Source organism: Devosia faecipullorum, from assembly GCF_015158295.1.
GTDB lineage: Bacteria > Pseudomonadota > Alphaproteobacteria > Rhizobiales > Devosiaceae > Devosia > Devosia faecipullorum.
In genome coordinates this window covers 961,375-987,326 of sequence record NZ_JACDXV010000001.1, presented here as the reverse complement: position 1 = coordinate 987,326, position 25,952 = coordinate 961,375, and the positions used below count along the sequence as shown (strand labels likewise).

Annotated in this window: 29 protein-coding genes and 1 pseudogene; 9 read left to right on the top strand and 21 right to left on the bottom strand. The window is 63.3% G+C overall.

Features of this window, described 5'->3' with window-relative positions:
• Positions 1-73 precede the first annotated feature (73 nt).
• The 3 genes from H0482_RS04900 to H0482_RS04890 are packed head-to-tail and all read right to left on the bottom strand — an operon-like array spanning position 74 to position 2,676.
• Positions 74-874 carry an ABC transporter permease gene (locus H0482_RS04900; protein WP_193728874.1) on the bottom strand — a complete coding sequence of 267 codons (801 nt, stop codon included), beginning with the start codon at positions 872-874 and terminating at the stop codon, positions 74-76.
• Positions 875-877: 3 nt separating this feature from the next.
• A complete protein-coding gene (locus H0482_RS04895; RefSeq protein WP_193728873.1) occupies positions 878-1,675 on the bottom strand; it encodes an ABC transporter permease in 798 nt (265 codons plus the stop codon).
• Complete coding sequence (locus H0482_RS04890) at positions 1,672-2,676, bottom strand: ABC transporter ATP-binding protein (protein ID WP_193728872.1); 1,005 nt, start codon at positions 2,674-2,676, stop codon at positions 1,672-1,674. Before H0482_RS04890 ends, H0482_RS04895 begins: the two co-directional genes overlap by 4 nt.
• A gap of 128 nt (positions 2,677-2,804) precedes the next feature.
• Between H0482_RS04890 and H0482_RS04885 the strand changes: the two genes are divergently transcribed.
• Positions 2,805-3,149, top strand: coding sequence for a hypothetical protein (locus tag H0482_RS04885; RefSeq protein ID WP_193728871.1), 345 nt, complete (start codon positions 2,805-2,807; stop codon positions 3,147-3,149).
• Between the two features lie 152 nt (positions 3,150-3,301).
• On the opposite strand, the gene H0482_RS04880 is transcribed toward H0482_RS04885, so the two are convergent.
• From H0482_RS04880 to H0482_RS04870, 3 genes are all read right to left on the bottom strand, one after another.
• Entirely contained in the window at positions 3,302-3,655 is a 354-nt protein-coding gene (locus H0482_RS04880) for a YciI family protein (RefSeq protein WP_193728870.1), read from the bottom strand.
• 104 nt (positions 3,656-3,759) lie between these two features.
• A complete protein-coding gene (uvrC, locus tag H0482_RS04875; RefSeq protein ID WP_193728869.1) occupies positions 3,760-5,640 on the bottom strand; it encodes an excinuclease ABC subunit UvrC in 1,881 nt (626 codons plus the stop codon).
• The gene (locus H0482_RS04870; RefSeq protein ID WP_193728868.1) at positions 5,637-6,425 is read right to left on the bottom strand and encodes an SDR family oxidoreductase; all 789 of its coding nucleotides are present in this window, start codon (positions 6,423-6,425) and stop codon (positions 5,637-5,639) included. Before H0482_RS04870 ends, uvrC begins: the two co-directional genes overlap by 4 nt.
• Before the next feature lie 182 nt (positions 6,426-6,607).
• Between H0482_RS04870 and H0482_RS04865 the strand changes: the two genes are divergently transcribed.
• Positions 6,608-6,928, top strand: coding sequence for a hypothetical protein (locus H0482_RS04865; RefSeq protein WP_193728867.1), 321 nt, complete (start codon positions 6,608-6,610; stop codon positions 6,926-6,928).
• On the opposite strand, the gene H0482_RS16765 is transcribed toward H0482_RS04865, so the two are convergent.
• Entirely contained in the window at positions 6,929-7,057 is a 129-nt protein-coding gene (locus tag H0482_RS16765) for a hypothetical protein (RefSeq protein WP_269144657.1), read from the bottom strand.
• On the opposite strand from H0482_RS16765, the gene H0482_RS04860 reads away from it, so the two are divergent.
• Complete coding sequence (locus H0482_RS04860) at positions 7,056-7,979, top strand: DMT family transporter (protein ID WP_193728866.1); 924 nt, start codon at positions 7,056-7,058, stop codon at positions 7,977-7,979. The genes H0482_RS16765 and H0482_RS04860 overlap by 2 nt on opposite strands.
• Before the next feature lie 44 nt (positions 7,980-8,023).
• Here H0482_RS04860 and H0482_RS04855 read toward each other — a convergent pair whose 3' ends face one another.
• On the bottom strand, positions 8,024-8,521 hold the full coding sequence (locus tag H0482_RS04855; RefSeq protein ID WP_193728865.1) for an SH3 domain-containing protein: 498 nt from the start codon (positions 8,519-8,521) through the stop codon (positions 8,024-8,026).
• A 249-nt stretch (positions 8,522-8,770) separates the two neighbouring features.
• The gene (locus H0482_RS04850) at positions 8,771-9,199 is read right to left on the bottom strand and encodes a MarR family winged helix-turn-helix transcriptional regulator (protein ID WP_193728864.1); all 429 of its coding nucleotides are present in this window, start codon (positions 9,197-9,199) and stop codon (positions 8,771-8,773) included.
• A gap of 140 nt (positions 9,200-9,339) precedes the next feature.
• Between H0482_RS04850 and H0482_RS04845 the strand changes: the two genes are divergently transcribed.
• The 3 genes from H0482_RS04845 to hemH all read left to right on the top strand — a co-directional run bounded on the left by H0482_RS04845 (position 9,340) and on the right by hemH (position 12,941).
• On the top strand, positions 9,340-10,239 hold the full coding sequence (locus tag H0482_RS04845) for a LysR family transcriptional regulator (protein WP_193728863.1): 900 nt from the start codon (positions 9,340-9,342) through the stop codon (positions 10,237-10,239).
• A gap of 45 nt (positions 10,240-10,284) precedes the next feature.
• Positions 10,285-11,814: a HoxN/HupN/NixA family nickel/cobalt transporter gene (locus tag H0482_RS04840; RefSeq protein ID WP_193728862.1), complete on the top strand. Its 1,530-nt coding sequence runs from the start codon at positions 10,285-10,287 to the stop codon at positions 11,812-11,814.
• Between the two features lie 104 nt (positions 11,815-11,918).
• A complete protein-coding gene (hemH, locus tag H0482_RS04835) occupies positions 11,919-12,941 on the top strand; it encodes a ferrochelatase (protein WP_193728861.1) in 1,023 nt (340 codons plus the stop codon).
• A gap of 12 nt (positions 12,942-12,953) precedes the next feature.
• Here the strand turns inward: hemH and H0482_RS04830 are convergent, their stop codons facing one another.
• From H0482_RS04830 to H0482_RS04815, 4 genes and pseudogenes are all read right to left on the bottom strand, one after another.
• On the bottom strand, positions 12,954-13,322 hold the full coding sequence (locus tag H0482_RS04830; protein WP_193728860.1) for an SH3 domain-containing protein: 369 nt from the start codon (positions 13,320-13,322) through the stop codon (positions 12,954-12,956).
• 92 nt (positions 13,323-13,414) lie between these two features.
• A pseudogene (gene uvrB, locus H0482_RS04825) lies at positions 13,415-15,520 on the bottom strand (excinuclease ABC subunit UvrB); the annotation flags it as partial.
• Positions 15,521-16,215: 695 nt separating this feature from the next.
• Complete coding sequence (locus H0482_RS04820; RefSeq protein ID WP_193728859.1) at positions 16,216-16,662, bottom strand: DUF3597 domain-containing protein; 447 nt, start codon at positions 16,660-16,662, stop codon at positions 16,216-16,218.
• A gap of 74 nt (positions 16,663-16,736) precedes the next feature.
• On the bottom strand, positions 16,737-17,417 hold the full coding sequence (locus tag H0482_RS04815) for a spermidine synthase (protein ID WP_193728858.1): 681 nt from the start codon (positions 17,415-17,417) through the stop codon (positions 16,737-16,739).
• A 180-nt stretch (positions 17,418-17,597) separates the two neighbouring features.
• Between H0482_RS04815 and H0482_RS04810 the strand changes: the two genes are divergently transcribed.
• A complete protein-coding gene (locus H0482_RS04810) occupies positions 17,598-17,969 on the top strand; it encodes a DoxX family protein (RefSeq protein WP_193728857.1) in 372 nt (123 codons plus the stop codon).
• 66 nt (positions 17,970-18,035) lie between these two features.
• Here H0482_RS04810 and H0482_RS04805 read toward each other — a convergent pair whose 3' ends face one another.
• The 3 genes from H0482_RS04805 to H0482_RS04795 form a co-directional block, all read right to left on the bottom strand.
• Positions 18,036-18,698, bottom strand: coding sequence for an SH3 domain-containing protein (locus H0482_RS04805; RefSeq protein WP_193728856.1), 663 nt, complete (start codon positions 18,696-18,698; stop codon positions 18,036-18,038).
• Between the two features lie 216 nt (positions 18,699-18,914).
• A complete protein-coding gene (locus tag H0482_RS04800) occupies positions 18,915-19,304 on the bottom strand; it encodes an acyl-CoA thioesterase (RefSeq protein ID WP_193728855.1) in 390 nt (129 codons plus the stop codon).
• Positions 19,304-19,897 carry a thymidine kinase gene (locus H0482_RS04795; RefSeq protein ID WP_193728854.1) on the bottom strand — a complete coding sequence of 198 codons (594 nt, stop codon included), beginning with the start codon at positions 19,895-19,897 and terminating at the stop codon, positions 19,304-19,306. The genes H0482_RS04800 and H0482_RS04795 overlap by 1 nt, the downstream gene beginning before the upstream one ends.
• 312 nt (positions 19,898-20,209) lie before the next feature.
• Between H0482_RS04795 and H0482_RS04790 the strand changes: the two genes are divergently transcribed.
• Positions 20,210-20,599, top strand: a complete 390-nt coding sequence (locus H0482_RS04790) for a DUF2147 domain-containing protein (protein ID WP_193728853.1) — start codon at positions 20,210-20,212, stop codon at positions 20,597-20,599.
• A gap of 1 nt (position 20,600) precedes the next feature.
• Here the strand turns inward: H0482_RS04790 and H0482_RS04785 are convergent, their stop codons facing one another.
• The 5 genes from H0482_RS04785 to H0482_RS04765 all read right to left on the bottom strand — a co-directional run bounded on the left by H0482_RS04785 (position 20,601) and on the right by H0482_RS04765 (position 24,507).
• Positions 20,601-21,506: a DMT family transporter gene (locus tag H0482_RS04785; protein WP_193728852.1), complete on the bottom strand. Its 906-nt coding sequence runs from the start codon at positions 21,504-21,506 to the stop codon at positions 20,601-20,603.
• Between the two features lie 88 nt (positions 21,507-21,594).
• Positions 21,595-22,827: an aminotransferase class V-fold PLP-dependent enzyme gene (locus H0482_RS04780; protein ID WP_193728851.1), complete on the bottom strand. Its 1,233-nt coding sequence runs from the start codon at positions 22,825-22,827 to the stop codon at positions 21,595-21,597.
• Between the two features lie 93 nt (positions 22,828-22,920).
• The gene (locus H0482_RS04775) at positions 22,921-23,526 is read right to left on the bottom strand and encodes a Spy/CpxP family protein refolding chaperone (protein ID WP_193728850.1); all 606 of its coding nucleotides are present in this window, start codon (positions 23,524-23,526) and stop codon (positions 22,921-22,923) included.
• Between the two features lie 126 nt (positions 23,527-23,652).
• On the bottom strand, positions 23,653-24,081 hold the full coding sequence (locus H0482_RS04770; RefSeq protein ID WP_193728849.1) for a CBS domain-containing protein: 429 nt from the start codon (positions 24,079-24,081) through the stop codon (positions 23,653-23,655).
• A gap of 129 nt (positions 24,082-24,210) precedes the next feature.
• Positions 24,211-24,507 carry a hypothetical protein gene (locus H0482_RS04765; protein ID WP_193728848.1) on the bottom strand — a complete coding sequence of 99 codons (297 nt, stop codon included), beginning with the start codon at positions 24,505-24,507 and terminating at the stop codon, positions 24,211-24,213.
• Positions 24,508-24,730: 223 nt separating this feature from the next.
• Between H0482_RS04765 and H0482_RS04760 the strand changes: the two genes are divergently transcribed.
• Positions 24,731-25,933 carry a pyridoxal phosphate-dependent aminotransferase gene (locus tag H0482_RS04760; protein WP_193728847.1) on the top strand — a complete coding sequence of 401 codons (1,203 nt, stop codon included), beginning with the start codon at positions 24,731-24,733 and terminating at the stop codon, positions 25,931-25,933.
• Positions 25,934-25,952 lie beyond the last annotated feature (19 nt).

Below are 25,952 nucleotides of genomic sequence, written 5' to 3'. Positions count from 1 at the left end.
CGACTTTAGGAGGGGGAGGAAGATGCGCCGGACTCTGCATTCGAGAGGCGATCGGAAGGCCGTGCTGTTGGCGTCAGCCGCCGGCGCCCTGGTAATTCCTGAGGCTCCAGCGCCAGTGGGCGGCGGCGATGAGGGCGGCAATCGGCCCGGCCAGAAGTGAGGCGAGGGGAGCGAAATCGCCCAATAGCGGCACGGGTTTGCCGAGGAGAACGGCGGCGGGGATATAGGCGAGGAAGGCCAGGGGCGCGAAGGTCAGCATCAATATCTGCAAGGGCAGCGGAAAGATGTTGAGCGGGTAGCGCGCCAGTTCCCAGAAGCCGAAATAGATGGCGAAGAGGTGGCGCGAGCGCACCCAGACAATGGCCGTCGCCCCGATCAGGGTGAGGATGGACGCGGTCAGCATGGCGGCGCTGATGATTGCCGCGCCGAGATAGAGCGCGGTGCCGATGGACCAGTCGATCGGCAGATAGCCCAGCGACCAGATCATGAGGCCGGTGGCGAGGGCAATGTGGCCGCCATATTCGATGTTGAGACCGGAAAAGGCGAGAAAGACCCAGGGGCTGATCGGCTTGGTGAGGATGGCGTCGAAGGTGCCCAGACGCACCTTTTCCTCCATGTCGCGGAACTGCACGAAGCTCAGCGAGGCGCCCAGCGCATAGGCGAGCAGGTGGATCGAGAGCAGCAGCGCCATTTGCGGCCAGGTCCAGCCGCCCAGATTTTCGAAACGGGTGATGATGAGCGCGATGGCGGCATAGGTGCCGGCATAGCCGACTGCCTGCGCGAACCAGCCGATGAACAGCGCGCCGCGATATTGCATATGGGTGCGCACATGGATGGAGACGAGATGGGGCAGGATTTTGAGCGTGGCGAGCATGGCCTAGCCTCCCTGCACGATGAGGCGGTGACGGGCATGGGACCAGAGCCAATAGACGAAGCCGGCCATGGCGATGAGCCAGCCCAGCCCGATCAGCAGATGCAGGCCCGCCGCACCGGGGTCGAGTTTTCCGAGATAGACGGCGGCCGGATAATAACTGACCCAGGCGAAGGGCAGGTAGGACAGCACATTGGCAATCGCCGCGGGCATGAACCAGAGCGGGATGATGCCGCCCGAGGCCAGCGCCATGATGCCGCGCAGGAACCAGTCGAGCGCGAAGGCGGTGAGAATCCAAAAGGCCAGCAGCGCCACCGAGGTGGCGATGAGAAAGAGCATCAGCCAGGACATTGCCCAATAGGGAAGGAAAAGCAGGCCATGTTCGAGGCTGGCGGGAGGCAGCAAGCCAAAGCTCAGCGCGATGATGAGGGCAACCGGCAGGGTGATGGCCAATTGATCGAAGGCATAATTGCCGAGCTGGTTGGAGAGCAGCAAGGCCGGATAATGCAGCGGCTTGAGCAGGAACACCGTGACGTCGCCGGTGCGGACCGCGCCGCCGACCTCGCGGATGAAGCGGGTCGTGTTCCAGTTCAGCAGCGGACCGGCAATGAGCACATAGGTGATCATGTCGGGCAGGGTGACGTCATCGACCTTGCCCATGGCGGCAAAGCCCGCCGTCCAGATGGCGATATAGGCGAAACTGGTGACGAGTTCGCCGAACAGCCCGGCCCAGACCTCGTTGCGATAGGCGAGGCGGGAGAGGAAGGCGGTGGCGGTGAAGGCCGGATAGGCGGAGGCTTTCACGCGCGGACCCCGCCATTGCGCGCCTTGTTCTGGTAGAAGGTGCGGATCACTTCCTCGATGTCGGGCTCTTCGAGCTTGACGTCCTTGAGCCCATGGCCGCGCCCGACCTCGTTGAGAACGTCGATGAGGGAAATGGCCTCGTTTTCCAGCAGGTAATGCTTGGCGGCGCCCTCGTCGCGGCTGAGCGTGGCGGTGGTGAGGGCGATGGGGCCGGGATCGGTGCCGAATTCGAGGGTCAGGCGGCGGCGCGAGCCAAGGCTGGCGCGCAGATGCTGAAGCTCGCCGTCGAACAGCAGCTTGCCGTCATCGACCATGATGAGGCGGGGGCAAATTTCCTCGATGTCCACCAGATCGTGGGTAGTAAGAATGATGGTGGTGCCGCGCTCGCTGTTCACCCGGGTGAGGAATTTGCGCACCACATCCTTGGCGACCACGTCGAGGCCGATGGTCGGCTCGTCCAGAAAGAGGATTTTCGGATCGTGCAGCAGCGACAAGGCGATCTCGGCGCGCATGCGCTGGCCGAGGCTGAGCTGGCGCACCGGGCGGTCGATGAAGCCCGCCATGTCCAGCATGGTGGTGAGGAAGGCGAGATTGTCGGCGAAGCGGGCTTCGGGAATGTCGTAGATATGGCGGTTGAGGGCGAAACTGTCATGGACCGGCAAATCCCACCACAATTGGCTGCGCTGGCCGAAGACGACGCCGATCTCGGCGGCGTTGCGCATGCGATTGGCATGGGGCGTGCGGCCCAGCACGCTCAGCTCGCCGGCGCTGGGGGTGAGGATGCCGGTCATCATCTTGATCATGGTCGATTTGCCGGCGCCATTGGGGCCAAGATAGCCGACCGCCTCGCCAGGCTCGATGGCGAAGGAAATGCCGTTGACCGCATGGATGTCGGTATAGTCGCGGGAAAAGAGATTTTTGAGCGCACCGGAAAAGCCGGGACGGCGCTTGAGCTGATGGAAAGTCTTGCCCACGTTTCGGGCGGAAATGATCGGCGGCATCGAAAGGGCTCCCTGTATCCACGCTAGCCGATTCTCGTGGCCCAACAAGCTCCCTTCCGCCCCGGAACGGGGGGTGATCGGCGGCGCCGGGGCCGGGATAAGAACAGCAAGGGATCGAGGAGGAAGCGATGCGTTGGGCCTATGGATTGATGCTGGCCGCCATGCTGGCCATGCCGGTGTCGGGGGAGGAGATAGACGCGGAAACCGACCAGGCGCTGTGGTGCGCCACGGCCCTGACCATGCTTGACCAGATGGGCGCCTATCCGCCCGAGGCGGACAATGTCGTGGCGGTGACGCGCATCTGGTATCGCAAGGGGTTAAGCGGGCTCGACCGGCTGGGTGTCGGGGAGGACGAGATCGATGCTATCAGTCAGTCCTATATCGACGAATTGGGCATGCAATTGCCCGACTATCTCATCAGCAGCGACGAGGAAGCGCTGCGGCTCAATATTCATGCGTGTTTTGAGCCGTAAGGGGCTTGGGGAATATCGGCTTCCGAAAGTGATTTCGGGTGTGTTGGTGCGGCGAAACCCCCACACCGGCCCTACCCACAGGGGGGGAGGGAGAGAAGGAGCCGAAGCATCTGGTCATGCTGGGGTGTTGACGGTGGGGATGCCTGCCGCGGTCAGCCGCCCATGGTGAATTGCTGCAATTGCAGGATGGTGATCTCGCCGTCCCAATGCGGCCAGTGCTGGCGGTGGAGCTCGACGAAACGGCGAGTCCATTCGACCATTTCGGCGTCGGTTTCCAGTTCGTAGATGGCGTAGCCGCCCACCTGTTCCTTGGCTTCGGCGAAGGGGCCGTCCGTGGTCAGCATGCCGTTTTTGGTGGTGACGGTGCCGGCGAGCGCCATGCCGCCGGTTTCCTTCATGCGCGGGCCGGCCTCCATGCCCAACTGGACGATGGCCGACATCAGCTCGGCCGGCGGCTCGCTCGCCACTTCGGGGTTGAGGGTCTTGACCATGGTGAGGAATTTCATCGGGGGCTCCTTTGGCTACGATGCCGATGCGACGAATGGAGCGAGCCGATTTCGACGGAAATTTGGCGGAAAGGTTCGATCCGCCGCCCCGGCCTTTGCCGGGCTCAGCCGCGATTGAAGTGATCGTAGATCAGCTGCGCCATGGCCTTGGAGATAGTGGGGACGGATTCGAGGTCGGCGAGGCTGGCGCGGGAGACGGCCTTGGCGGAGCCGAAATGGTGAAGCAGGGCGCGCTTGCGGGTGGGGCCGATGCCCTCGATTTCATCGAGCGGGTTTTTCACCTGCTCCTTCTTGCGGCGGGCGCGGTGGGTGCCGATGGCGAAGCGGTGGGCCTCGTCGCGCAGGCGCTGCACGTAATAGAGCACCGGATCGCGATGCGGCAGCATGAAGGCCTCGCGGCCTTCCATGAAGAATTTCTCGCGGCCCGCATCGCGATCTTCGCCCTTGGCGATGCCGATAAAGATCACTTCCTTGGGCAGGTTGAGCTCGGCGATGACCCCGCGCACGGCGCTCATCTGCCCGGCGCCGCCATCGATGAACACCAGATCGGGCCAATCGGGCATGCCGGTATTGTCGTCTTCGGCGTCGGTGTCGCTGTCATTGGCGAGGCGGGTGAAGCGGCGGGTCAGCACTTCGCGCATCATGCCGAAATCGTCGCCGGCGGTGATGTCGGATTTGATGTTGAAGGTGCGGTAATGCTTTTTGGAAAAGCCTTCCTCGCCGGCAACGACCATGGCGCCGACCATGTTGGTGCCCGAAATATGGGAATTGTCGTAGGTTTCGATGCGGCGCGGCACCTCTTCGAGACCAAAGGTTTCAGCGACCCCTTCGAGGAGGGCGCGGTGGGAAGCGCCCTCGGCCAATTGGCGGCTGAGCGCTTCGCGGGCATTGGTCAGCGCGTGATTGACCAGGTCGCGCTTTTCGCCGCGCTGGGGCTGTTCAATATAGACCCGGCGGCCAGCGCGGCTCGACAGCGCCTCCTCCATGAGCGAGTGTTCGCTCAACTCGTGGCTGACGAGCACGAGGCGGGCGGGGGTGCGGTTTTCGTAAAACTGGCCGATAAAGGCTTCCAGCACTTCGGCATCGCTGAGACTGGCATCGGCGCGGGGGCGATAGGGGTAATTGCCCCAGTTCTGGAAAGCCCGGAAGAAGAAGACCTGCACGCAGAACTGGCCGCCTTCGTGATGGATGGCGAAGACGTCCGCTTCCTCGACCGAGCGGGCGGTGGCGTCGCCCTGGGACTGGATGAGCGCCAGCGCCGAAAGCCGGTCGCGGATCATGGCGGCGCGTTCGAAATCGAGATTTTCGGCAGCGCTGTTCATATCGGCCTGAAGATGCTCCTGCACGCTGCGCGATTTGCCGGAGAGGAACAGGCGGGCGTCCTCGACCAGATCGCCATAGGCTTCAAGGCTGATTTCGCGCGTACAGGGCGCAGCGCAGCGCTTGATCTGGAATTGCAGGCAGGGCCTTGTGCGGGCGGCGTAAAAGCTGTCCGAGCAATTGCGCAACAGGAACGCCTTTTGGAGGCTCGCTATGGTGCGGCCCACGGCGGTGGCCGAAGCGAAGGGGCCGAAATAATGACCGGGACGGCGGCGCGTGCCGCGATGCTTGGTAAGTTCGGGCGCTTCGTGATCGGTGGCGATGAGAATATAGGGGAAGCTCTTGTCGTCGCGCAGAAGCACGTTGAAGCGCGGCTTCAGGCGCTTGATCATATTGGCTTCGAGCAGCAGCGCTTCGGATTCGGTCTCGGTGCGGACGAATTCCATGCTGACGGTCGAGGCGATCATGCGCTGGAGGCGCAGTTCGAGACCGTCGGGCCGGGTGTAATTGGTGACGCGCGCCTTGAGATTGCGGGCCTTGCCCACATACATGACCTCACCCTCAGCATCGAGCATGCGGTAGACGCCGGGGGCGGCGGGCAGGGTGCGCACGAAGGCCCGGATGACCTCCGGGCCAGATGCGGGCGGAGTGGTCTGGTCGGTCATGATCGGGGCGTGGGGCCGTTGCGGGGCGCAAATTCGAGATGTTCGCCGCCATCGAGCGCCAGCATCTGGCCGGTGAAGGACGGCATGGCGATTATGGCCAGGATGGCGCGCGCTATGGCTTCGGGGCCGGCGTGAGTTTGCAGCGGCAGCGCCGCGACCGAGGCATCGAATTCGGCCTGACTCTGGCGCGAATTGGGCAGGACCGGGCCGGGGCCGATGGCATTGACGCGGATATGGGGGGCGAAGGATTGCGCCAGGGTGCGGGTCGCGGTCCAGAGCACGGATTTGGACAGGTAATAGCTGAAAAATGCCGGCGTTGGATGGAGAACCCGCTCATCGATCATGTTGATGATATTGCCCTCGATACCCTGGGGCAGCTGGGCGGCGAAATCACGGGCCAGGAAGACAGGAGCCTCGGCGTGAACGGCGAAATGGGCGTCCCACAGCGTCTCGTCGAGATCGCTTGCGGCATCGGGCTCGAAGATCGAGGCATTGTTGATGAGCAGGGTGAGCGGGCCGAAAAAGGCGGCGGCGCGGGCGATCAGCGTGGCGCGCTGGGTGCGCTTGCCGAGGTCGGCCTTGATTATTTCGGCGCGGCCGCCCTCGCGACGGATGCGGGCGCGAACGGCTTTGGCCCCGGCGGCGTCGGAGCGATAGTGAATGACGACGGCATGCCCTTCCATGGCCAGCGCGAAGGCGATGGCCGCGCCGATGCGGTCCCCGGCGCCGGTGACAAGGGCCACGGAGCCGGCCTGATTCGGAATGGTCTGAACTGTCTGTCGCATCCTGTGGACCTTAGGCCGGAACGGGGCATTGCTTCAATCGGTGCGTGCGGCCGGAGCGCATCTAGGCTGTGGCCATGACAGGGACTGGCAGCAGGTTTCCCATTTGCCTCTGCCGCAAACAGGCGTAGCCTGCCTCCTGTCTTCGAGTGACCGACTCGGAGGAAACAGGAGGAGGGGTAGTTATGGAAGCAATTGTTCCGATTCTGGTGCAATTGGTCACCGGCGGCGCCGGGGGCAATGTAGTGGGCCAATTGGCCAAGCAGCTCAATCTGGGCACGGCCGGCAATTCCATCGTCGGGGCCATTGGCGGGCTGGCCGGAACCTGGCTTGCCGGGATGATTCCGGGGCTCGACGGCCTTGTCGGGGCGGCGGCGGGCGCCGCCGGGACAGCAGGGAGCTTCGACATCGGCGCCCTGGCCGGACAGGGTGTGACCGGGCTGGTCGGCGGCGGATTGCTGACGGCGATTGCCGGCGCCATCAAATCGGCCACGGCGAAGTCCTGATCACATTAGTTTCTGCGTTTTCACGCATGTGCCCGCCTTGGGGCACATGCTTTCAGCCTTGATATAGGTTTGCCGGCGTCCCGCTGCTACAGGCAGCGGGACGTTCTCTGTTTCGAGCATCAGCATCATGCCTGCCTCCGCATTGCCGCCACGCCCCGATCAGGTCGGGCGCGCCATTCTTCTCACCCTGATCACCATCGGCGTGTTCGGGGTCCAGGATGCGATTTCCAAAATTCTCGTGCAGACCTATTCACCCTTTCTCATCACCATGATGCGCTATTGGGGCTTTGCCATTTTCGCGCTGATCATCGTGGCGCGGCAGGCGCCGTTGCGAAAGGCGCTGGCGTCGCGCGCGCCCGGCTGGCAGGTGCTGCGCGGCGTGCTGCTGATCGCCGATATCTGGTTCTTCGCGCTGGCGCTGCGTAGCGTGCCGCTGGGTGAATTGCAGGCGGTCGTCATCGTCTATCCGCTGCTGGTGACGCTGTTCGCCATTCCGATCCTCGGCGAAAAGGTCGGAAGATTCCGTTTTGCGGCGGTGGGCGTCGGCTTTCTCGGCGCGCTGGTGATCATGCGGCCGGGCGGAATTCCGCTCGATTGGGGCCTGGCCTATGCGCTGGCCTCGGCGACGATCTACGCGTTTTATATCGTCATCACCCGCAAGGTGAGCAGCGTCGACAGCGCCGCGACCAGCCTTACCTATATGGCCCTGGTAGGACTGGTTCTGTCCTCAAGCGTCGGCATTTTCTTCTGGCAGGAGATGAGCTGGGGCTATTTCGGGCTGGTGGTGCTCATCGTGGCCACTACCTGCGCCGGGCATGGGGTGATGGTCTATGCGCTGAGCATGGCGCCGGCCAGCGTCTTGCAGCCGTTCAATTATTTTTCGCTGCCCTGGGCGATTGTGCTGTCCATCGTGGTGTTCGGACATTGGATCGACGCCGTCTCGCTGCTCGGAGCCTCGATCATCGTCGCGGCGGGGCTGGTGGTGATGTGGCGGGAGCGGACACGCAAGGTGGTGGTGGCGCGGGAAGAGGCAATTCCGGGGCACGAATAAGGTTGCGCGCCGCCCTTTCGGGCGGCGCGCTTCTCGGTATCAGTTTAGCTGTTCATGCAGAAATAGCCATTGGGACCATTAAAGCAGAAGCTGCCGCCCGGATTGGGATAGGCGGGGTAGCTCGGAGTCGGATTGGGGTTCCAATGCGGCGGCTGCGGCTGCGGACGCGGCGGACGCGGATTGCCCCAATGCGGCGGCTGCGGACGGGGCGGCGTCCAGACCGGAGGCTGCGGACGTGGGGGCGTCCAGACCGGCGGCGGGGCAGGCGGGCGATCCCAGCCGCGGTCATAGCTCAGGTAATTGGCCGAGACCCAGCCATCGGGGCCGCGCTTGTCCACATAGCACCAGGAACCACGGCAATATTGCACGTCGACCTGTTCGCCGCGGCGCAGCGTGTCCACAACGCCATAGCTGGTGCCGGGGCCGGTGCGCACATTGACATTGCCGGTGGCGATGGCGGGGGCCGCCGAAGCGGCGATGGTGGTGACCAGCAAACCGAAGGTGGCCAGTCCGGCGGTGAGCAGTTTCCTGTTGAGGGCCATGATGGGCTCCTTTCAATGCGTTCTGGCGTTCAAGCCTTGGCGCTAATTAATCGCGGCGCGCATGAACCTAACCTGAACGAAGCGTTAAGCCGAAAACGGTGGGAAAAGGAGCAGAGTTCCGCCTTGTCCGGCGGGCGGTGTCGGAGCGCGGGAGCGGCTGCCGGTATCTTGCGTGCGGGAATTGGCCCTCGGGTCGGGATCGAGGGCAGCGCGGCGGCGGGGATTGCGCTCCGGCCCGGCTGAATGGATTCAGAGGCGCAGCAGTTCGACGAAGCGGCCCAGGGTTTCGGCGAAGCGCTTGCGGTGCTTGGGCTTGAGTTCGCCCAGGAGCGCTTCTTCCAATTGCGCCCAGTGATCGGCCAGATTGTTGCGGATGCGCAGGCCCCGCTCGGTGAGCGCTATGCCCGGCTGCAATTGGGAGCCGACAGCCTGGCGGGTGATGAGGTCGCGACCGGCAAGCCGCTCAAGCCGGGACGCCAGGTGATCGATGGGCAGGCCCAGTTCTTCGGCGAGGTCGGTCTCGGTGGTGCCCGAACGGCCCAACACGAACAAGACGGCATCGTCGCCCGGCTCGAGCCCCTTTTCGAGGAGCGGCACCAGGAGAGCCTTGTGCGCCAATTGGCCGGCCTCAATGAGCCGATAAAGCGCTGATCGTGAAGAGGGCTTGGACATGGGCACGAAAATAGTCCGAACTCCTGGTCTGCGTCGATTGGGCATCCCATCCTATCGTTAATCCTCCAACGACCAAGGGGTGTTATTGTTCACTCCACGCAGATGAGTTATGCGTCGATCGACCCTAAAAACCTGAACGGATTGCCATGACGCAGGACATTGCCCGTATCCGCGCCTTCGTTCAGGTTTTCGATGCCGGCGGCTTTTCAGCGGCGGCGCGCCAGCATGGGCGCTCCAAGGCGCTGCTCTCCAAATATGTGACCGATCTGGAAGATTATCTAGGCGTGCGGCTGATGAACCGCACCACCCGCAAGCTCAGCCTGACCGAAGCGGGGGAAGCCTATTATCGCGAGGCCTCGGGCCTGTTGCAGCAGCTCGATGATCTCGACGCCACGATCAGCGAACAGACCAGCGAGCCGCGCGGCCTGCTGCGCGTGTCGGCGCCGCGCAATTTCGGTGAATCCACGCTGGCCCCGGCCATTTTCGAATATCTCAGAAAATATCCCAAAGTGTCGCTCGATCTGCGACTGGAGGACCGCTATGTCGATCTGGTGGATGAGGGGCTCGACGTTGCGCTGCGGATTTCCACGCTGGCCGATTCCTCGCTGATCGCCCGCAAGATCGCCGACATGCATGTGGTCGCCGGCGCTTCGCCTGACCTGCTCAAGCGGGTGGGCACGCCCAGCCATCCCGAAGATCTGCGGCATCTGCCCTGCATCATCGATGTCAATTTGCAGGGGCAGACGAACTGGCGCTTCACCGAGGACGAAAAAACCATTTCCGTGCCGGTCAGCGGGCCCTTGCGGGTCAATTCGCCGCTGGCGGCGCGGGCGGCCTCGATCATGGGACTCGGTTTCGTCATGTTGCCATCCTATCTCGCCGATCCGGCGGTGGAGCGCGGCGAGCTGATCCCCGTGCTGGGCGATTTTCTGCCCAAAGGGCAGACCTTGCAGGCGGTCTATCCGCATCGGCGGCATCTGGCCGGCAAGGTGCGGGCGCTGATCGACCATCTGGTGGAATGGTTCGCCCTCCACCCGATCAAATAGGGGCAGGCAATCTTGGGTTTTTCGCGCTTTTGGCTCGGTTTGGCCATGGCTGCGGCGATGCTGCCGGGACTGGCGCAGCCGGCGACAGCCCATCCCCATATCTTCATCGATGCGCAGGTCGGCGTCAGCCTGGACGAGCAGGGGCGCGTCACGACGCTGAGCCATAGCTGGACCTTCGACACCGCCTTTTCGGTGTGGATGGTGCAAGGGCTCGACAGCGACGGCAATGGCGTGGTGACGCCGGAGGAAATGCAGGAGCTGGCGGACGAGAATACACTCAGCCTCGCCGATTTCGGGTTCTATACGGTGGCCGGCGACAACATGGCCTTCAGGGCCATGGGCGACCAGCGCATGCGCTACGAGAACAACAGGGTCACCCTGGATTTTTCCATTGCGGCGCTGGAGCCGCAGGCGGTCGAGGAGCGGTTCGAACTGGGTGTCTATGACGCCGAATATTACGTGGCCATCAGCTTCGACGACGTAGCCGATGTGCGGTTGAATGGGGAGGGCGAGGATTGTGCGGTGCATCTGGAACCGCCCACGCCCATGTCGCGGGCGGTCGAGGAGCGGCTTTATGCGCTGGGGCCGGAAGTGCTGGAATTGCCGCCCGACCTGGCGGCGGCGATGCGCGGCACCCAGGGCATGATCGTGCTGTCCTGCGGCCCGGCCCAACCTGCCGCGACGGCCCTGGAAGCGGTAAACCAGGTGGCGCAGAGCCGCCCGGCCACGCCCTTTGGCGGACCGCCGCCGGAAGTGGGGCTCAACCTGCCGCAGACCGGATTTTTTGGCTGGTTGCAGAACCGGCAACGCGACTTCTACGCCGCGATGACCGGCGCGCTGGATGCTCTCAGAACGGACTGGACGGCGTTCTGGGTGCTGGGCGGGTTGAGTTTTCTCTATGGCATCTTTCACGCTGCCGGCCCCGGACACGGCAAGGTGGTGATCTCGTCCTATATGCTGGCCAATGAGCGGCAATTGCGCCAGGGCATCGCGCTGAGCGCGATTTCGGCGCTGATTCAGGCCCTGGTGGCGATCGGCTTCGTGCTGATCCTCGCCGGCGTGCTGAACCTGACCAGCACGGCCATGGGCGATGCGGCTCATTGGGTGGGCGTGCTCTCCTATGGATTGGTGGTGCTGCTCGGCCTCTGGCTGGTCCTGCGCAAGATTTTTGGTTGGGGGCACAGCCACCATCACCATCACGGGCATGACCATGACCACCACGAGCATATGCATCATGCCGTGGGGCCGGGAGATATTCGCGGCGACTGGCGAGAGCAATTGGGTGTCGTGCTCGCCGTGGGCATGCGGCCTTGTTCCGGGGCGCTGGTGGTGCTGGTTTTCGCGCTGTCGCAGGGAGTGCTGGCCGCTGGATTGGTCTCGGTGCTGTTGATGGCTCTGGGCACGGCGATCACTGTGGCGGCGCTGGCAAGCCTGGCGGTCGCCGCCAAGGGATTGGCCGCGCGCATCGGCGGCGCGAATAGCGCATTGGCCGGACATGTGCTGTGGTGGGCCGAGCTGGCGGGGGCGATTTTCGTGCTCGGCTTCGGTATTCTGCTGCTGATGGCCAGCCTCTAGGCCCTGATCCAGATCAAATCCTTGCGCGACCCATCGCCGCCTTGCGAAGAGGGCGGAAGTGGGTAAGGTGCGCCAAATTCTGGAACTTTTCCAAACTGGCCCCAATGTCCGAACATCTGCCTCCGAACCATCCCGCCATGCCCACGCAGAAGATCGGGGTGCTGCTGCTCAATCTGGGGACGCCGGACGGCACCGATTATTGGAACGTGCGCCGCTATCTGCGGGAGTTTCTTTCCGATCCGCGCGTCATCGAGACCAACAAGCTGGTCTGGTGGCCGATCCTCAATTTGATCATCCTGTCGTTCCGGCCGCAAAAGAGCGGCCATGCCTATGCGCAGATCTGGGACAAGGACAAAAACGAAAGCCCGCTGCGCGTCATCACCCGCGAGCAGACCGAGAACCTCGCCGAACGGCTGAGAGGGGACGGCGTCATGGTCGAATTCGCCATGCGCTATGGCAATCCGTCCACCCGCTCGGTGCTCGACAAGATGCAGGCCGCGGGCTGTCAGCGCATCCTGTTGGTGCCGCTCTATCCGCAATATTCGGCGACCACGACGGCGACGGCCAATGACAAGGCATTCGACGCCCTGCGCACCATGCGCTGGCAGCCGGCAGTGCGCACCGCGCCGGCCTATTACGACGATCCGGCCTATATCGCGGCTTTGGGCGATTCGATCCGCGAGGGCGTCGCAAAGCTGGATTTCGAGCCGGACGTGGTGCTGACCTCCTATCACGGCATGCCGGTGGAATATCACCAGAAGGGCGATCCCTATTATTGCCAGTGCCACAAGACGACGCGGCTGTTGCGCGACTATCTGGGCTGGCCCAAGGACAAACTGATGGTCACCTTCCAGAGCCGGTTCGGGCCGACCGAATGGCTGCAACCCTATACCGACAAGACGCTGGAAGCGCTGCCGGGGCAGGGGCTGAAAAAGGTGGCGGTTCTGGCTCCGGCCTTCCATGCGGATTGTATCGAGACGCTGGAAGAAATCGCCATTGGCGGCAAGGAAAGCTTCCTCGCGGCGGGTGGTGAGAAATTCGCCTATATCCCCTGCCTCAACGCCACGCCGACCGGCATGGATTTCCTCGAAAACATGGTGCGGCGGGAACTCGGCGGCTGGCTATAGGCCGGGCCCGACTTACCAGCCGGGGCCGGCAAAGTCCGGCGGAGTGACATTGACCAGGCCGCGCCCCACGATCTGGTTGCGCGCCACCCAGCCATAATCGGGAATGCGGCAGAAGGTCTTGGCTCCGGCGGGCCAGAGCGTGTGCCCGGCATCGCCGATCCAGGAGCCGCGCCGGCTGTCGCTGTCGGTCTGGGTGCAATAATCGACAATGATTTCCGTGCCGTCGGCGATGCGGCCGACAATGGGAAAGCGATCATCGGGGCCGGTATGGACCGCGACGGCGCCGCCCGAAACCCGGGCGGTGACATTCATGGCCTGAGCGGGAAGGGCGAGGGCCAGCAACGCCAGAACGGCGATAACTGGTCGGACAAGGCTACGCATCTGAGCCTCCTTTGAGACGAGTGCCTGTTCAATGCGCGAAGGCCATGGCGGGTTCAAGGCGAACCTCAGGACACTTCGCCTTCGAGCGTATCCAGCTCCATCTCCCGCAGCCGCTTGACCTCGTCCCTGAGCCTTGCGGCTTTTTCGAATTCGAGGTTGGTCGCAGCTTCGCGCATTTCGCGTTCGAGATCCTTGATGACGGTGGCGAGGTTGTCGCCGGTGACGGTCTTTTCCTTGCCGTCCTTGCCCTTGCCGATGCTGACCGTGACATGGTCTTTTTCGTAGACGGAATCGACGATGTCGTTGATGCGGGCCTTCACCGATTGCGGGGTGATGCCATTGGCAAGGTTATAGGCCACCTGCTTTTCGCGGCGGCGATTGGTTTCGGCCAAGGCGCGTTCCATCGAGCCGGTTTCCTTGTCGGCATAGAGGATCACCTTGCCATCGACGTTGCGCGCGGCGCGGCCAATGGTCTGGATCAATGAGGTTTCCGAGCGCAGGAACCCTTCCTTGTCGGCGTCGAGAATGGCGACGAGACCGCATTCGGGAATGTCGAGGCCTTCGCGCAGGAGGTTGATCCCGACTAGAACATCAAATGCCCCAAGACGAAGATCGCGAATAATTTCGATGCGCTCGATCGTGTCCACGTCCGAGTGCATGTAACGCACGCGAATGCCCTGCTCGTGCATATATTCGGTCAAGTCCTCGGCCATTTTCTTGGTGAGGACGGTGACCAGGGTGCGGTAGCCCTGCTTTATGGTCTGGCGAATTTCGTCGATGACGTCGTCCACCTGATGGGTCGCGGGCCGGATTTCCACCGGGGGATCGATGAGCCCGGTGGGGCGGATGACCTGTTCGGCGAAGACGCCGCCGGTCTGTTCCATTTCCCAGGAGCCCGGCGTGGCCGAGACATAGACCGATTGCGGGCGCATGGCGTTCCACTCCTCGAAGCGGAGGGGGCGATTGTCCATGCAGCTCGGGAGGCGGAAGCCATATTCGGCCAGCGTCGCCTTGCGGCGGAGGTCGCCGCGATACATGGCGCCGAGCTGGCCGATGGTGACGTGGCTCTCATCGACGAAGACCAGCGCGTTGTCGGGCAGATATTCGAACAGGGTCGGGGGCGGTTCGCCCGGCTTGCGGCCGGAGAAATAGCGCGAATAATTCTCGATGCCGGCGCAGGAGCCGGTGGCTTCCATCATTTCGAGATCGAAGAGCGTGCGCTGCTCGAGCCGCTGGGCTTCGAGGAAACGCCCGGCGCCGTTGAGTTCCTGGAGACGCGCGGCCAGTTCGGAGCGGATCAGCTTGATGGCCTGATTCATTGTGGTGCGCGGCGTCACGTGGTGGGAATTGGCATAGACGCGGATGAAGGTAAGGTCGGCGCTTTTCTTGCCGGTCAGCGGATCGAATTCGGTGATGCCCTCGACCTCGTTGCCGAACAGGGTGACGCGCCAGGCAGCGGCTTCATAGTGGGCCGGGAAGATTTCGACCGTGTCGCCGCGCACGCGGAAAGTGCCGCGCACGAAACCGGTATCGCCGCGCTTGTATTGCAGGGCGACCAGCTTGGCCAAAAGCTGGCGCTGGTCGATCTTTTCGCCCTTCTGCACGTCGATGGTCATGGCGGTGTAATCTTCCACCGAGCCGATGCCGTAGATGCAGGAGACCGAGGCGACGATGATCACGTCATCGCGTTCGAGGATCGCGCGCGTGGCCGAGTGGCGCATGCGGTCGATCTGCTCGTTGATGGTGGATTCCTTCTCGATATAGGTATCGGTGCGGGGCACATAGGCCTCGGGCTGGTAATAGTCGTAATAGGAGACGAAATATTCCACGGCATTGTCGGGGAAGAAGCCCTTGAACTCGCTGTAGAGCTGGGCGGCAAGCGTCTTGTTGGGCGCAAGGATCAGGGCCGGGCGCTGGGTGCGGGCGATGACCTGGGCGGCGGTGAAGGTCTTGCCCGAGCCGGTAACGCCGAGCAGAACCTGATCGGTCTCCCCATTTTCGACGCCCTCCACCAATTCGGCGATGGCCGTCGGCTGGTCGCCAGCGGGAACATAATCGGTGGCGAGGCGGAAGGGGTTGCTGGCGCCGCTCTTGACCGGGCGCTCGGGACGATGCGGCACCCAGGGGGCGGAGCCTTCCACCTCCTTGCGGCCATGCAGGATGATCTGTTCCAGCGCCTTCACCGTGGCGGTGACGCCGACAGTGGTGGCGTTCGAAACGTCCTCGTGCTTTTTCGCCTTGTTCTTCTTGACCGAAGCGTCGAGCGCTTCACGCACCTTGGCCATGGCTTCGGGATCGGTGGCGGCCACGCGGGAAATGTCGCGGGCCGAAAGCGGCCGGTCTGCGTCGGTCGCGCTACGCGACGACGAGGGGACGTGACCGAACCCGGCCTGCGGCGCTTCGCCAAAACCATCGAAATCGACGCGATCGACCGAATTGATCTTGGTCTTGCCGGTCTTTTTCGCCATGCCCGTGGCGGTGTCGTGGCTGGTCTTGGTGGTGCGGCGCTTTTCGAGCGCGGTCTTCTTCTTATCGGCCTGGGCAAGGGCCTTGCGAGCATCTTCCTCGGCCTGGGCCGCTTCGGCGGCGCGCTTCTGGTCGGCGCGGTCCAGCGCGCGCTTGTTCTTCATGCGCTCGGCATAAAGCGGCTTGTTGGCCTGCAAATCCTCAGCCTTCTCGATCTCGGCGAAGAAATCGTCGATGGAGAATTCGGCTTTTCCCGGACGGGTGGATTTGGGGGCCATGGCGCGGGCTTTCGGTCAGCAGGGCAGGGCGGGGACAGGAGACCCTTAATTGGGTGTCCTGTCACGCGATGTCAGCAGGGGACAGATCACAAATCGGCCAGGCGCATCCTGCCGACACAGATGGATGCGCGCAGCAGACGATGCAGAGATCAGGCCAGCAGAGTTTCTGGCACCTTGCCGCCATTTTCGGCCAAGCGTCTCAGAACCTGCTTGTGCAGCCAGATGTTCATGGTGGCGCTGTCGGACTTGTCGCCTTCATAGCCCAGTTCGTCGGCCAGCGCCTTGCGGGCGGTGAGCGAGGAATCGAGGTTGAGGGCCTTCATCAGGTCGACAATGGACGTTTTCCAGTTGAGCTTCTGGCCGGAGGCGGCGACGGCCGCGTCAAGGATAGCGGCGACGTCAACCTGGGCTTCGGCCTGCTTCTTGGCCAAGGCCTCGGCGATCACCTTGTTGGCGGCCTCCATGCCGGCATCGAGTGCGGCCTGCTTCTGCGCGGCGGCAGCAGGAGAGGGAGCGGGCGTTGCCACGCTGGCGGGGGCGGCGGCGGGAGCCGGAGCGCCGAAAATCTTGTTTTTGATGTCGTCGAGGAAGCCCATGGCGTCGTCCTTCAGGTTCGTGGTGTAGCAATCAAGGCGGAGTCTGGTGGCAAGATCAAGGTCTGGTGATGGTATCAGGCCGGCTTGCCGGCCTTGGTGGCAAACCAGATCAGGTGACGCGCACCCTTGCCCGACCGCGTAGCGCGTACCGGGACTTCCTCGATGGCCATGCCGGTCTGGCCGAGCCGCTTGGTGAAGCGGGCATCGGGATGGGCGGACCAGACGGCGAGATGTCCGCCGGGATTGAGCGCTGCCCTGGCGGCGGCGAGGCCATTGGCGCTGTAGAGACGGTCGTTTTCGGGGCGCGACAGGCCATCGGGTCCGTTATCGACATCGAGCAGGATGGCATCGAAGGGATTTCCGGCAGTGATCGCCGTTCGCACGTCGCCCTCGTGGATGGTGAGCCGGGGATCGTCGAGACTGTCGCCGTGGATCGGCGCGAGCGGCCCGCGAGCCCAGGCGATGACGGCGGGCACCAGTTCGGCGATGACGATCTCGGCATTGGTAGGAAAGACGGCGAGCGCCTGACGCAGGGTGAAGCCCATGCCCAGGCCACCGATGAGGATGCGGGGATTGGGACGACTGGAGAGGCGCTTGGCCGAGAGGATGGCCAATTGTTCTTCCGAGCCGCTGAGACGGCTGTTCATCAATTCGGTGGTGCCCGACATGATGGAAAACTCGCTGCCGCGCTGCATCAGCCGGAGCACACCGCCGCCCGGCATTTCGGCTTCATCGAGTTTGACCCAGGGCAGCATGAAATGTCCTATGAAACGTGCGGATGGGGAGGGTTTAGCCGCTCTTGGCCGATCTGCCTATGCCGGACGGAGAAGGCTCCATGGCGGAAATCGTGGGCACGGCACGGCGCAGTCGAATTGGGCAGAATTGGTTCGTCGTGGCAATATGGAAGGCGCAGGGTCGCCTGGGAGGGACTTGAGATGAAGATTGCGGGCTGGGTGTTGAGTGGACTGATCGCGCTGTTCATGGCGGCGGCGTCGGTGGCGCCGAAATTGTTGCAGTTGGATATTGCCATGGCGCCGATGGAAGTGGTCGGCTGGCCGCAAAAATATCTGGTGCTGATCGGGCTGATCGAGCTGGCCTGCATGGTGCTGTTCCTGATCCCGCGTACGTCGCTGTTGGGCGCAGTCCTGTTTACCGGATTGCTGGGCGGTTCGCTGGCGGCCAATCTGCGGGTGGACAATCCGCTTTTCAGCCATACCCTGTTCAGCCTTTACCTTGGCATCGCCGTCTGGGCGGCGTTGTGGCTTCGGGACGCCAAGGTGCGCAGCGTGTTCCCGCTGCTTAGATAGCCGCCATTTCAAACAGCAAGACGCCGCCCTTGCGAGCGGCGTCTGATGGCTGGTGGCCGGGCCGGATCAGCGGATGCGGATCGAGGCGACGTACTTGTCGAAATCGCCGAGGCTCGACGCGCTGGTCGTATAGGTGCGGCAATTGCGATAGGCGACTTCCGAACAGACTTCCACGCGGACGCGGGCCGAGTTGTCGATGGAGGAAATGCGGTCGGTCCAATTGCCCAGATCGCGGACGCTGTCGCCCTGTTCGAGGCAGAAGCTCTGGCCGCGATAGCTGGTGCGGTCGAAGAAGCAGACTTCGGCTGTCGGCTGCACGACCGGCGGGCGCGGGCCCGGACGCGGAGGCTGCTGCGGCTGGTTGCCGACGCCGATATTGATCTGCGGACCGTTGGGGCCGCCAATGGTGAAGCCGAAGGACAGGTTCGGATTGGACGGGTTCACCGGCCGGCCGGCCGCAGCCAGATAGTTCGAGGAGACCCAGCCGGCAACGCCGCGGCCCTCGACATAGCACCAGGAGCCCTGGCACTGCTGGACATCGACCTGCTGGCCGCGCTGCAGCGTGCTGACGACGCCGTAGCTGGTGCCTGGGCCGGAGCGCACGTTGACGTGCGCGGTGGCGCTGCCGGGGGCGGCCTGAGCGGCGGGAAGGAAGACCATGGCTGCAGCGGCGGCCACGGCGATACCGGTGACGACATTGAGCAGGTTCTTGCGAGTCTGACGGTGCATATTGTGCTCCCTGGGGCTCTGGCTTGCCGGCTCCGGGTTTCCGGGGCGACGCTGTGCGGCTGCCAGGCCGATGATTATAGTCTCAGAAACGGAGCCTCATGGAAAAGAGTTCCCTTGCGGCCTCTTCATCCGATCGAGGTGCGTTTCACCGCGGCACTGACCTGTGCCTTGGGACAATGAAAAGCATCCGCCGCCTGAACGCAGTCTGAACGATGGTCAGGCCGGCGGAATGGCGCGCTTGGCGCCGTTGTCATCGAGCGCCACATAGACGAAGCGGCCTTCGGTGACCTTGACCCGGTCATCCTGGCGATTGCGCCTGGCCCAGGCCTCCATGCTGACGGTGATGGAGGTGGTGCCGACCCGCTCGATCGTGGTGTAGATGCAGAGCACGTCGCCCACCTTGACCGGGGAAATGAAGGTCATGGCTTCCACCGCGACGGTGACCGTGCGGCCGTGGACCCGCTCGAAAGCGGCGATGGAGCCGGCAATGTCCATCTGGCTCAGCACCCAGCCGCCGAAAATGTCGCCGGACGGATTGGTGTCGGCCGGCATGGCCAGGGTGCGGATGGTGAGGGCGCCTTTCGGCTCGGTGGGAGTGGAGGTCATCACGGTCCTTTCACCGGCCAACGGCCGAATGCTTCTTCCCAATGGCGGCGGCACAGTGAGACATAATCGGCCTTTTCCGGCGCGACGGTGCTGCCTTCCGTCTGCACCCGCCCATGTTCGTTGCGGCGCACCACCATGGTGGCCTTGGCACCGCAATGACAGATGGTGCGGATTTCGCGCAGGGTGTCGGCAATGGCCAGCAATTCCACCGCGCCCGGAAAGGGGCGGCCGAGAAAATCGGTGCGCAGGCCATAGCACATGACCGGAATGTCTAGGCGGTCGGCCACGCGGGCCAATTGCCAGACATGGTCGCGGGTGAGGCACTGGACCTCATCGAGGAAAACGCAATCGACCTTGGATTCCTCCGCATGGTCGCGGATGCGCTGAAACAGATCGTCCCCGTCATCGTACAATTCGGCGGGTTCAGAAATGCCCAGGCGGGAACTGATGGTGCCGGGTTGGCCGCCGGCATAGGCGGCGCAGGTGAACAACAGCGCGCGCATGCCGCGCTCGCGGTAATTATAGGCGGCCTGAAGCAGCAGGGTGGATTTGCCCGCATTCATTGCCGCATAAGAAAAATAAAGCTTGGCCATGACCCTGCCCGGAAACTGGCTTCTTTGTGGCGCAGCAGCGGGCGCGGCGCGAGGGCAAAACCGGGGCGTCCACAAAAAAAGGCCGCCCGAAGGCGGCCAGAACCGGATGGCGCGGTTCATGAAGGCACGGGATGGACGACCGGGCCCAAGAAGGCCAAAGCCGGGGAAGCGTGGGCCTGACTGCCCGGGCGATTGGGGGAGCCCGGACGGGATGACGATATTGAAGCTGCGTGACGTTGGCATGACGATGTCGTTCAGATGACGTTCAGCCGAAGGGCGACAGATATAAGCTCAGGATTGCAGGAGTTTTCGATGACCAGATTGATCACTTATTGTCTCGCAGCGCTGCTCGGACTGGTGTCCGTGCTGCCGGCCATGGCCTCGCCGGCCGGCAAGTGGGAAATCGAGTTCCGGGATTCGCGCTATGACGTGACCATGTGCGGAGACGGCACCCAGCTTTGTGCGGAGTTGATCTGGCTGGGCAATGGGGCCGACAATGCGGAAAACATGCCCTATCTCAACACCCTGCTGATCGACCGCGCCACGCCATCCAAGCCGGGGCAGTGGAAGGGCAAGCTGCATCTTTTCGGGCAGACCGCCGATGGCACGATCAGCCATGTCAGCGCCGATCAGTTGAATGTGCGCGGCTGCATCGCCTTCGTGCTGTGCAAGAATTTCAAGATGTACCGCATGGCCGAATAGGTCAGTTGCTGATGCGGGGCTCGTGCGTCCTGCGCCGGGCCCAGAACGGGGGCAGCGCCTCAACCAGCAGGATTGCGACGAAGATCAGCGTGGCGCCGGCATAGCCGATCATCGGCAGGCGCTCGCCCAGAATGAGCGCGCCACCCAAGGCGGCAAACAGGCTTTCCGCCGATAGAATGATGGCGGCATTGGCGGCAGGGACATGCTGCTGACCGATGGCTTGGAAGGTGAAGGCCAAAGCCGTGGAGAAGATCGCCGCATAGCCGATCTCAATCCAGCCGGCGGAAATCGCCTCGATGGTCGGGGTTTCCGTGCCCAATGCCATGGCACTGGCCAGGGTGCCGGCAAACAGGAACGAGATGGCGGAGACGAAAATCGGCAGTCCGGTCATGCGAGCGACCTGGCCGAGCAGGATGACATGCAGGGCCCAGAAGATAGCGCTGCCTACGATCAGCCAGTCGCCGGCATTGAAGGAATCGAGCCCTCCGCCATTGAGATAATAGATGCCGATCAGCGCCAGCGGCACGCCGATGAAGATGATCGGATGCGGGCGAGTGCGGAACAGCGCATAGCCGAGCAGGGGCACGAAGAACACGTAGAGCCCGGTGAGGAAGCCGCCATTGGTGGCCGTGGTGGTCGCCAGCCCCGCCTGTTGCAGCCAGGAGCCGAGGAAGAATACCGTGCTCATGGCAATAATGAGCAGCCAATGATTGCGGTTGAGCGTGATGGGCCGGCGGCGGCGTTCATGCAGGGCCAGCGGCAGGACCAAAAGGCCGCCGATGAGATAGCGCACGCCGGCAAAGCTCAGTGGTCCCATTGAATCCATCGCCGATTTCTGGGCGATGAAGGCAAAGCCCCAGAACATGGTGCAGACGAGAAGCAGGAGCGTGGCGAGCGGGCGGGACATGTGGGGTTCAGTTTATCGGATTTCTGGTGGCTTGGGGTCTGCTTCCGGATCGACCCGGGGGCAGCGCGGCGAGGTTTCTGCTCTTGCGCTACAACTCGGCGTCTAGCGCTTCAATAAGGCGCTGGATTTCTTCGGGCGTCGTGTAGTGCACGAAGGAAAGGCGCAGGACGCCATGATTGTGCGGGTCGATGCCCAAGGCTTCCAGGAGGCGCACGGCGTAGAAATTGCCCCCCGACGCCATGATGCCGTGTTTGACGAGACGCTTTGCCAGTTCGATGCCCGGCTCGGCATGGTGCAGGGCGATGGTGGGCGCGCGCAGTTCGGGATCGTCCGGACCGATGATGCGCACGTCGTTGCGGGCGCGCAGGAAATCGAGCAGGGGCCGGGCGAGCGCCATTTCCTGCGCGCGCATGGCGGCGTTGGCGCGGCGGAAGGGATCGGTTCCTTCAACGACGTCGCCGGCGATCAGCGAGACCTGTTCGAGATAATCGGCAATGCCGGCGCTGGCGGCGATCTGGGCGTGATCGGGACCGGCGGGGGTCAGGCGATAACGCGGCTTGGCATCGTTGAAATAATGCCCCTGATTGGGCAGGGCGGCGGCGAGGTCGGGGCGGATGGCCATGACGCCCTGGTGGGGGCCATAAACCTTATAGGCCGAAAAGAGGTAGATGTCGGCGCCGAGCGCCTTCAAATCGGGGATGCCGTGGGGCGCATAGCCGACGCCGTCCACAACCAGAACGGCACCGACGGAATGGGCGCGGGCGGCAATGTCGGCGACGGGATTGATCTCGCCGGCGACATTGGAGCAATGGGGCGCGGCGACCAGCTTCACCTTATTGTCGAGCAGCGCGTCGAGGGCGGTGAGCGAAAGTCGGCCAGTGCCCTTGTCGACGGTCCATTCGCGCACCTCGATGCCATGCCGCGCCAGACGCCGCCAATTGCCGCTATTGGCCTCATGGTCCTGATTGGTGACGATGATGGCGTCGCCCGGCTTCAGCCAGCCGGAAAAGGCATTGGCGAGGACATAGGTATTGGCAGAGGTCGAGGGGCCGAAATGTATCCAGTCGGCGGTGACGTTGAAGACCTGCGCCATGCGCTCGAAAGCCATGTCCATGGCTTCGCCGGCCTCGATGGAGGCGGGATAGACGCCGTAGGGCTGCACCTTGCTGGCGCGGTAATAGTGATCTAGCCGATCGAGGACCGGCTTGACCGTATAGGAGCCGCCAGCATTCTCGAAAAACGCCTGTCCGGCCAGGCGCGGTTCGGCAAAGGCGGGAAAAAGGGCGCGGAGGCGGGCGGGATCGAGAGGCAGCTTGGTCATGGACGGCTCTAATTAGGGTCCATGAATTGGTAGTCGAGCTTTGGAGAAAAGCAAACCCCGGCTGTTGAGAGCCGGGGTTCTTCGTGGCGCGGATCAGCGCCGACTGGGGGTGTGTTCGTGGCGCTTGGAATCGTGGCGGTGGCTCTCGTGACCGCGCTGGGCGTCTGCGCGCGGGCTGCGGTCTGGCGCAAGCGCGGCTTTCTGTTGATCATCGAGGCTGTCGAAGAAGGCGGTGAGGGCGGGTTGGACGCTTTCAAGGGCGGCAAGGTGCGCCTTGTCGAAGGCGATGCGGTTTTCCAGCTGGACTGGGAGATCCGGGCGTTCGGCGGTTTCGCCGGCAGCGGAGCGGATCGTATCGAAAGTGGCGGCAAGATCTTCGGCAGCAGCGAGGGAAACGCTCTTGAGATTGTCGAGAAGTCCCGCCTGATCCTCGGTCAAATCGAGGCGATGGCCGAGGCGGACAAGGGCGATCTCCACCGCCTCGGCGCCGCGTTCGAGGCCGAGAATGGTGCCCCCGCCAAAGGTCCGTTGGTGGCCATTGCCGCCGGGCCGGAAACCGCGCTCATCGGAATGACGGGGCTGGGTCTGGGCGGTGTCGGGGCCTTGAATAGTCTCTTGGGCAAAAGCGGCAGGCAGGGTGGAAAGGCCGAGCGTCGCCGTCATCAGCGCGACGATCGCGGGGGTCGAAATGATCTTCATCTATCGTCATCCTTTGCATGGGATTGACCGGTTATCCGGCACGCAAAGGACATTAGGGAACGCCAAGTCTTCGCGACCTTGCGGCTGCATGAAGACTTGGTAAGTTTAGTAAGGTCCGCGCCGGGATCAGCCGGCGATGTAATCGCGCAGCGCCTCGGCCTCGTGTTCGACTTCGCGGATTTTCTGGTTGACCACGTCGCCGATGGAAATGATGCCGACCAGCGCGCCGTCCTCGACCACGGGCATGTGGCGAATGCGGCGGCGGGTCATGCGCTCCATGACATCTGCGATCCGGGTCGTGCGCTCGCAGGTCACCACGTCCTTGGTCATGCAGGCGTCGATCCTGGTGTCGAGCGCGCTCAGCGGATTCTTGCCGAGCAGGCGCACGACATCGCGCTCGGACAGGATGCCGGCAACGGCACCGCCATGGCCGGTAATGACCAGAGCGCCGATATTGTGGGTATTGAGCAGGGCGACCGCGTCGGCAATGGTGGCGGTCTGGGCGAGCGTATGAACGACGACGCCCTTGGTCTGCAAGATGTTCTCGACGTGCATGGTCAATCCTCCTCGCAAATAGGCCATGAGTGTGGACCGCAGCGCCGGGCCGGGCAATAGGCCAGCACTAAAAAAGAGGCCGGCAGAGCTGCCGGCCAGTACGTCAGGAGGGAGTGCTTGTCTGCGCGCTCAGCCTTTGCGCCGATCCTGCGGCCAATGCAGGGGACGGGCGGGTCGAACGGAAGATTGAGCCGGGAGGGCGCCACGTCGAATGAAACGGGCGGCTTCGAAGAGCAGGGCCAGAACCAGAAGGGTCAGGGGCACCATGAAAACGGCCACCTGTGTATCGGGCTGACGGGCGATGTCGGCGGCAAGGGCAGGGGTGATGCCGGCCATGAGCGCCATGGCGGCAGACACCGGCACCAGAATGCCGAACAGGGCGATCAGCCCGATTTTCCTTCGTCTGGGAGACGCAGATATGTGCATGGGATCGACGTCGCTATCCTCGCTTCAACGCCAAAAGGAAACCAGTTCAATGCGGTTCGAGTATGAAGGTGCGGGGGTCATTTGAGGGCATAAATGTGGCGACGCCTCCAACGCCGCGGGTGTTCGGCGCCCCGGACCCGGTGCATGGGACTAATCCTAAAACCGCATCGCACTTTTCGGCCCGATGCTTTAGATCAATGCCGCAATTGGTGTGGAGATGACGATGACTTTTCTGTCCGAGGCATTGGGGCGCGTGGCGCCGTCGGCGACCGTAGCGATCAGCCAGAAGGCGCGGGTGATGGCAGAGGCCGGCAAGGACATTATCGCGCTTTCCGCCGGAGAGCCGGATTTCAATACGCCGGAAAATGTGCGCGACGCCGCCAAGCGAGCCATGGACGAGGGCAAGACGCGCTATACCAATGTCGATGGCATTGCCGAACTCAAGGAGGCGGTGGCCGCCAAGTTCCGCCGCGATAACGGGCTCGAAGTCACGGCGGCCGATTGTTTTGTCGGCTCGGGCGGCAAGCAGATCATTTTCAACGCGCTGATGGCGACCCTCAATCCCGGCGATGAAGTCGTGGTGCCGGTGCCATATTGGGTGAGCTATCCCGAAATCGTCAGGCTTTGCGGCGCCGAGCCGGTATTCGCCGTGGCCGATGCCTCGACCGGGTTCAAGCTCAAGCCGGAAGTACTGGAAGCGGCGATCACGCCCAAGACCAAGTGGCTGATCCTCAATACGCCGTCCAACCCGACCGGGGCGGCCTATTCGGCCGAGGAATTGAAGGGGCTGGCCGAGGTGCTGATGCGGCACGCGCACGTGCATATTCTCACCGACGACATTTATGAAGTGTTGGTCTATGACGGCAGGACGTTCGCGACCATCGCGCAGGTCGAGCCGGCATTGCAGGCCAGAACCCTGACGATGAACGGGGTTTCCAAGTCGCATGCCATGACCGGCTGGCGTATCGGCTATTGCACGGGGCCGAGGCCGCTGCTTGCCGCAATGACCAAATTGCAGGGACAGTCGACGACCAATGCTTCGTCGATTTCGCAATGGGCGGCGGTGGAAGCGCTGAACGGGCCGCAGGACTTCCTCAAGGACTGGCGCGATGTGTTCCAGCAGCGCCGCGACCTGGTCGTGGCCGGGCTCAACGCCAATACCGGGCTCGATTGCCTCGCGCCCGAAGGCGCGTTTTATGTGTTCCCGTCGTGCCAGCGGCTCTTGGGCAAGAAAAGCGCGGGCGGCGCGGCGCTGAAGACGGACGAGGATTTCGTCATGGCGCTGCTGGACGAAACCGGCGTGGCACTGGTGCATGGCACCGCCTTCGGCCTGCCCGGCCATTTCCGGCTCAGCTATGCGGCGAGCAATGCCGAACTGGAAGAAGCGGTGCGGCGCATTCAGGGCTTCTGCGCCGGAATTCAGTGATGGCGCTGGCGGCCTCGCG

Coding starts and splice junctions, on each gene's coding strand:
- H0482_RS04900 (WP_193728874.1), bottom strand. CDS start 874: ATGCTCGCCACGCTCAAAATCCTGCCCCATCTCGTCTCCATCCATGTG.
- H0482_RS04890 (WP_193728872.1), bottom strand. CDS start 2,676: ATGCCGCCGATCATTTCCGCCCGAAACGTGGGCAAGACTTTCCATCAG.
- H0482_RS04885 (WP_193728871.1), top strand. CDS start 2,805: ATGCGTTGGGCCTATGGATTGATGCTGGCCGCCATGCTGGCCATGCCG.
- H0482_RS04880 (WP_193728870.1), bottom strand. CDS start 3,655: ATGAAATTCCTCACCATGGTCAAGACCCTCAACCCCGAAGTGGCGAGC.
- uvrC (WP_193728869.1), bottom strand. CDS start 5,640: ATGACCGACCAGACCACTCCGCCCGCATCTGGCCCGGAGGTCATCCGG.
- H0482_RS04870 (WP_193728868.1), bottom strand. CDS start 6,425: ATGCGACAGACAGTTCAGACCATTCCGAATCAGGCCGGCTCCGTGGCC.
- H0482_RS04865 (WP_193728867.1), top strand. CDS start 6,608: ATGGAAGCAATTGTTCCGATTCTGGTGCAATTGGTCACCGGCGGCGCC.
- H0482_RS04860 (WP_193728866.1), top strand. CDS start 7,056: ATGCCTGCCTCCGCATTGCCGCCACGCCCCGATCAGGTCGGGCGCGCC.
- H0482_RS16765 (WP_269144657.1), bottom strand. CDS start 7,057: ATGATGCTGATGCTCGAAACAGAGAACGTCCCGCTGCCTGTAGCAGCG.
- H0482_RS04855 (WP_193728865.1), bottom strand. CDS start 8,521: ATGGCCCTCAACAGGAAACTGCTCACCGCCGGACTGGCCACCTTCGGT.
- H0482_RS04845 (WP_193728863.1), top strand. CDS start 9,340: ATGACGCAGGACATTGCCCGTATCCGCGCCTTCGTTCAGGTTTTCGAT.
- H0482_RS04840 (WP_193728862.1), top strand. CDS start 10,285: ATGGCTGCGGCGATGCTGCCGGGACTGGCGCAGCCGGCGACAGCCCAT.
- hemH (WP_193728861.1), top strand. CDS start 11,919: ATGTCCGAACATCTGCCTCCGAACCATCCCGCCATGCCCACGCAGAAG.
- H0482_RS04830 (WP_193728860.1), bottom strand. CDS start 13,322: ATGCGTAGCCTTGTCCGACCAGTTATCGCCGTTCTGGCGTTGCTGGCC.
- H0482_RS04820 (WP_193728859.1), bottom strand. CDS start 16,662: ATGGGCTTCCTCGACGACATCAAAAACAAGATTTTCGGCGCTCCGGCT.
- H0482_RS04815 (WP_193728858.1), bottom strand. CDS start 17,417: ATGCTGCCCTGGGTCAAACTCGATGAAGCCGAAATGCCGGGCGGCGGT.
- H0482_RS04810 (WP_193728857.1), top strand. CDS start 17,598: ATGAAGATTGCGGGCTGGGTGTTGAGTGGACTGATCGCGCTGTTCATG.
- H0482_RS04805 (WP_193728856.1), bottom strand. CDS start 18,698: ATGCACCGTCAGACTCGCAAGAACCTGCTCAATGTCGTCACCGGTATC.
- H0482_RS04800 (WP_193728855.1), bottom strand. CDS start 19,304: ATGACCTCCACTCCCACCGAGCCGAAAGGCGCCCTCACCATCCGCACC.
- H0482_RS04795 (WP_193728854.1), bottom strand. CDS start 19,897: ATGGCCAAGCTTTATTTTTCTTATGCGGCAATGAATGCGGGCAAATCC.
- H0482_RS04790 (WP_193728853.1), top strand. CDS start 20,210: ATGACCAGATTGATCACTTATTGTCTCGCAGCGCTGCTCGGACTGGTG.
- H0482_RS04785 (WP_193728852.1), bottom strand. CDS start 21,506: ATGTCCCGCCCGCTCGCCACGCTCCTGCTTCTCGTCTGCACCATGTTC.
- H0482_RS04780 (WP_193728851.1), bottom strand. CDS start 22,827: ATGACCAAGCTGCCTCTCGATCCCGCCCGCCTCCGCGCCCTTTTTCCC.
- H0482_RS04775 (WP_193728850.1), bottom strand. CDS start 23,526: ATGAAGATCATTTCGACCCCCGCGATCGTCGCGCTGATGACGGCGACG.
- H0482_RS04770 (WP_193728849.1), bottom strand. CDS start 24,081: ATGCACGTCGAGAACATCTTGCAGACCAAGGGCGTCGTCGTTCATACG.
- H0482_RS04765 (WP_193728848.1), bottom strand. CDS start 24,507: ATGCACATATCTGCGTCTCCCAGACGAAGGAAAATCGGGCTGATCGCC.
- H0482_RS04760 (WP_193728847.1), top strand. CDS start 24,731: ATGACTTTTCTGTCCGAGGCATTGGGGCGCGTGGCGCCGTCGGCGACC.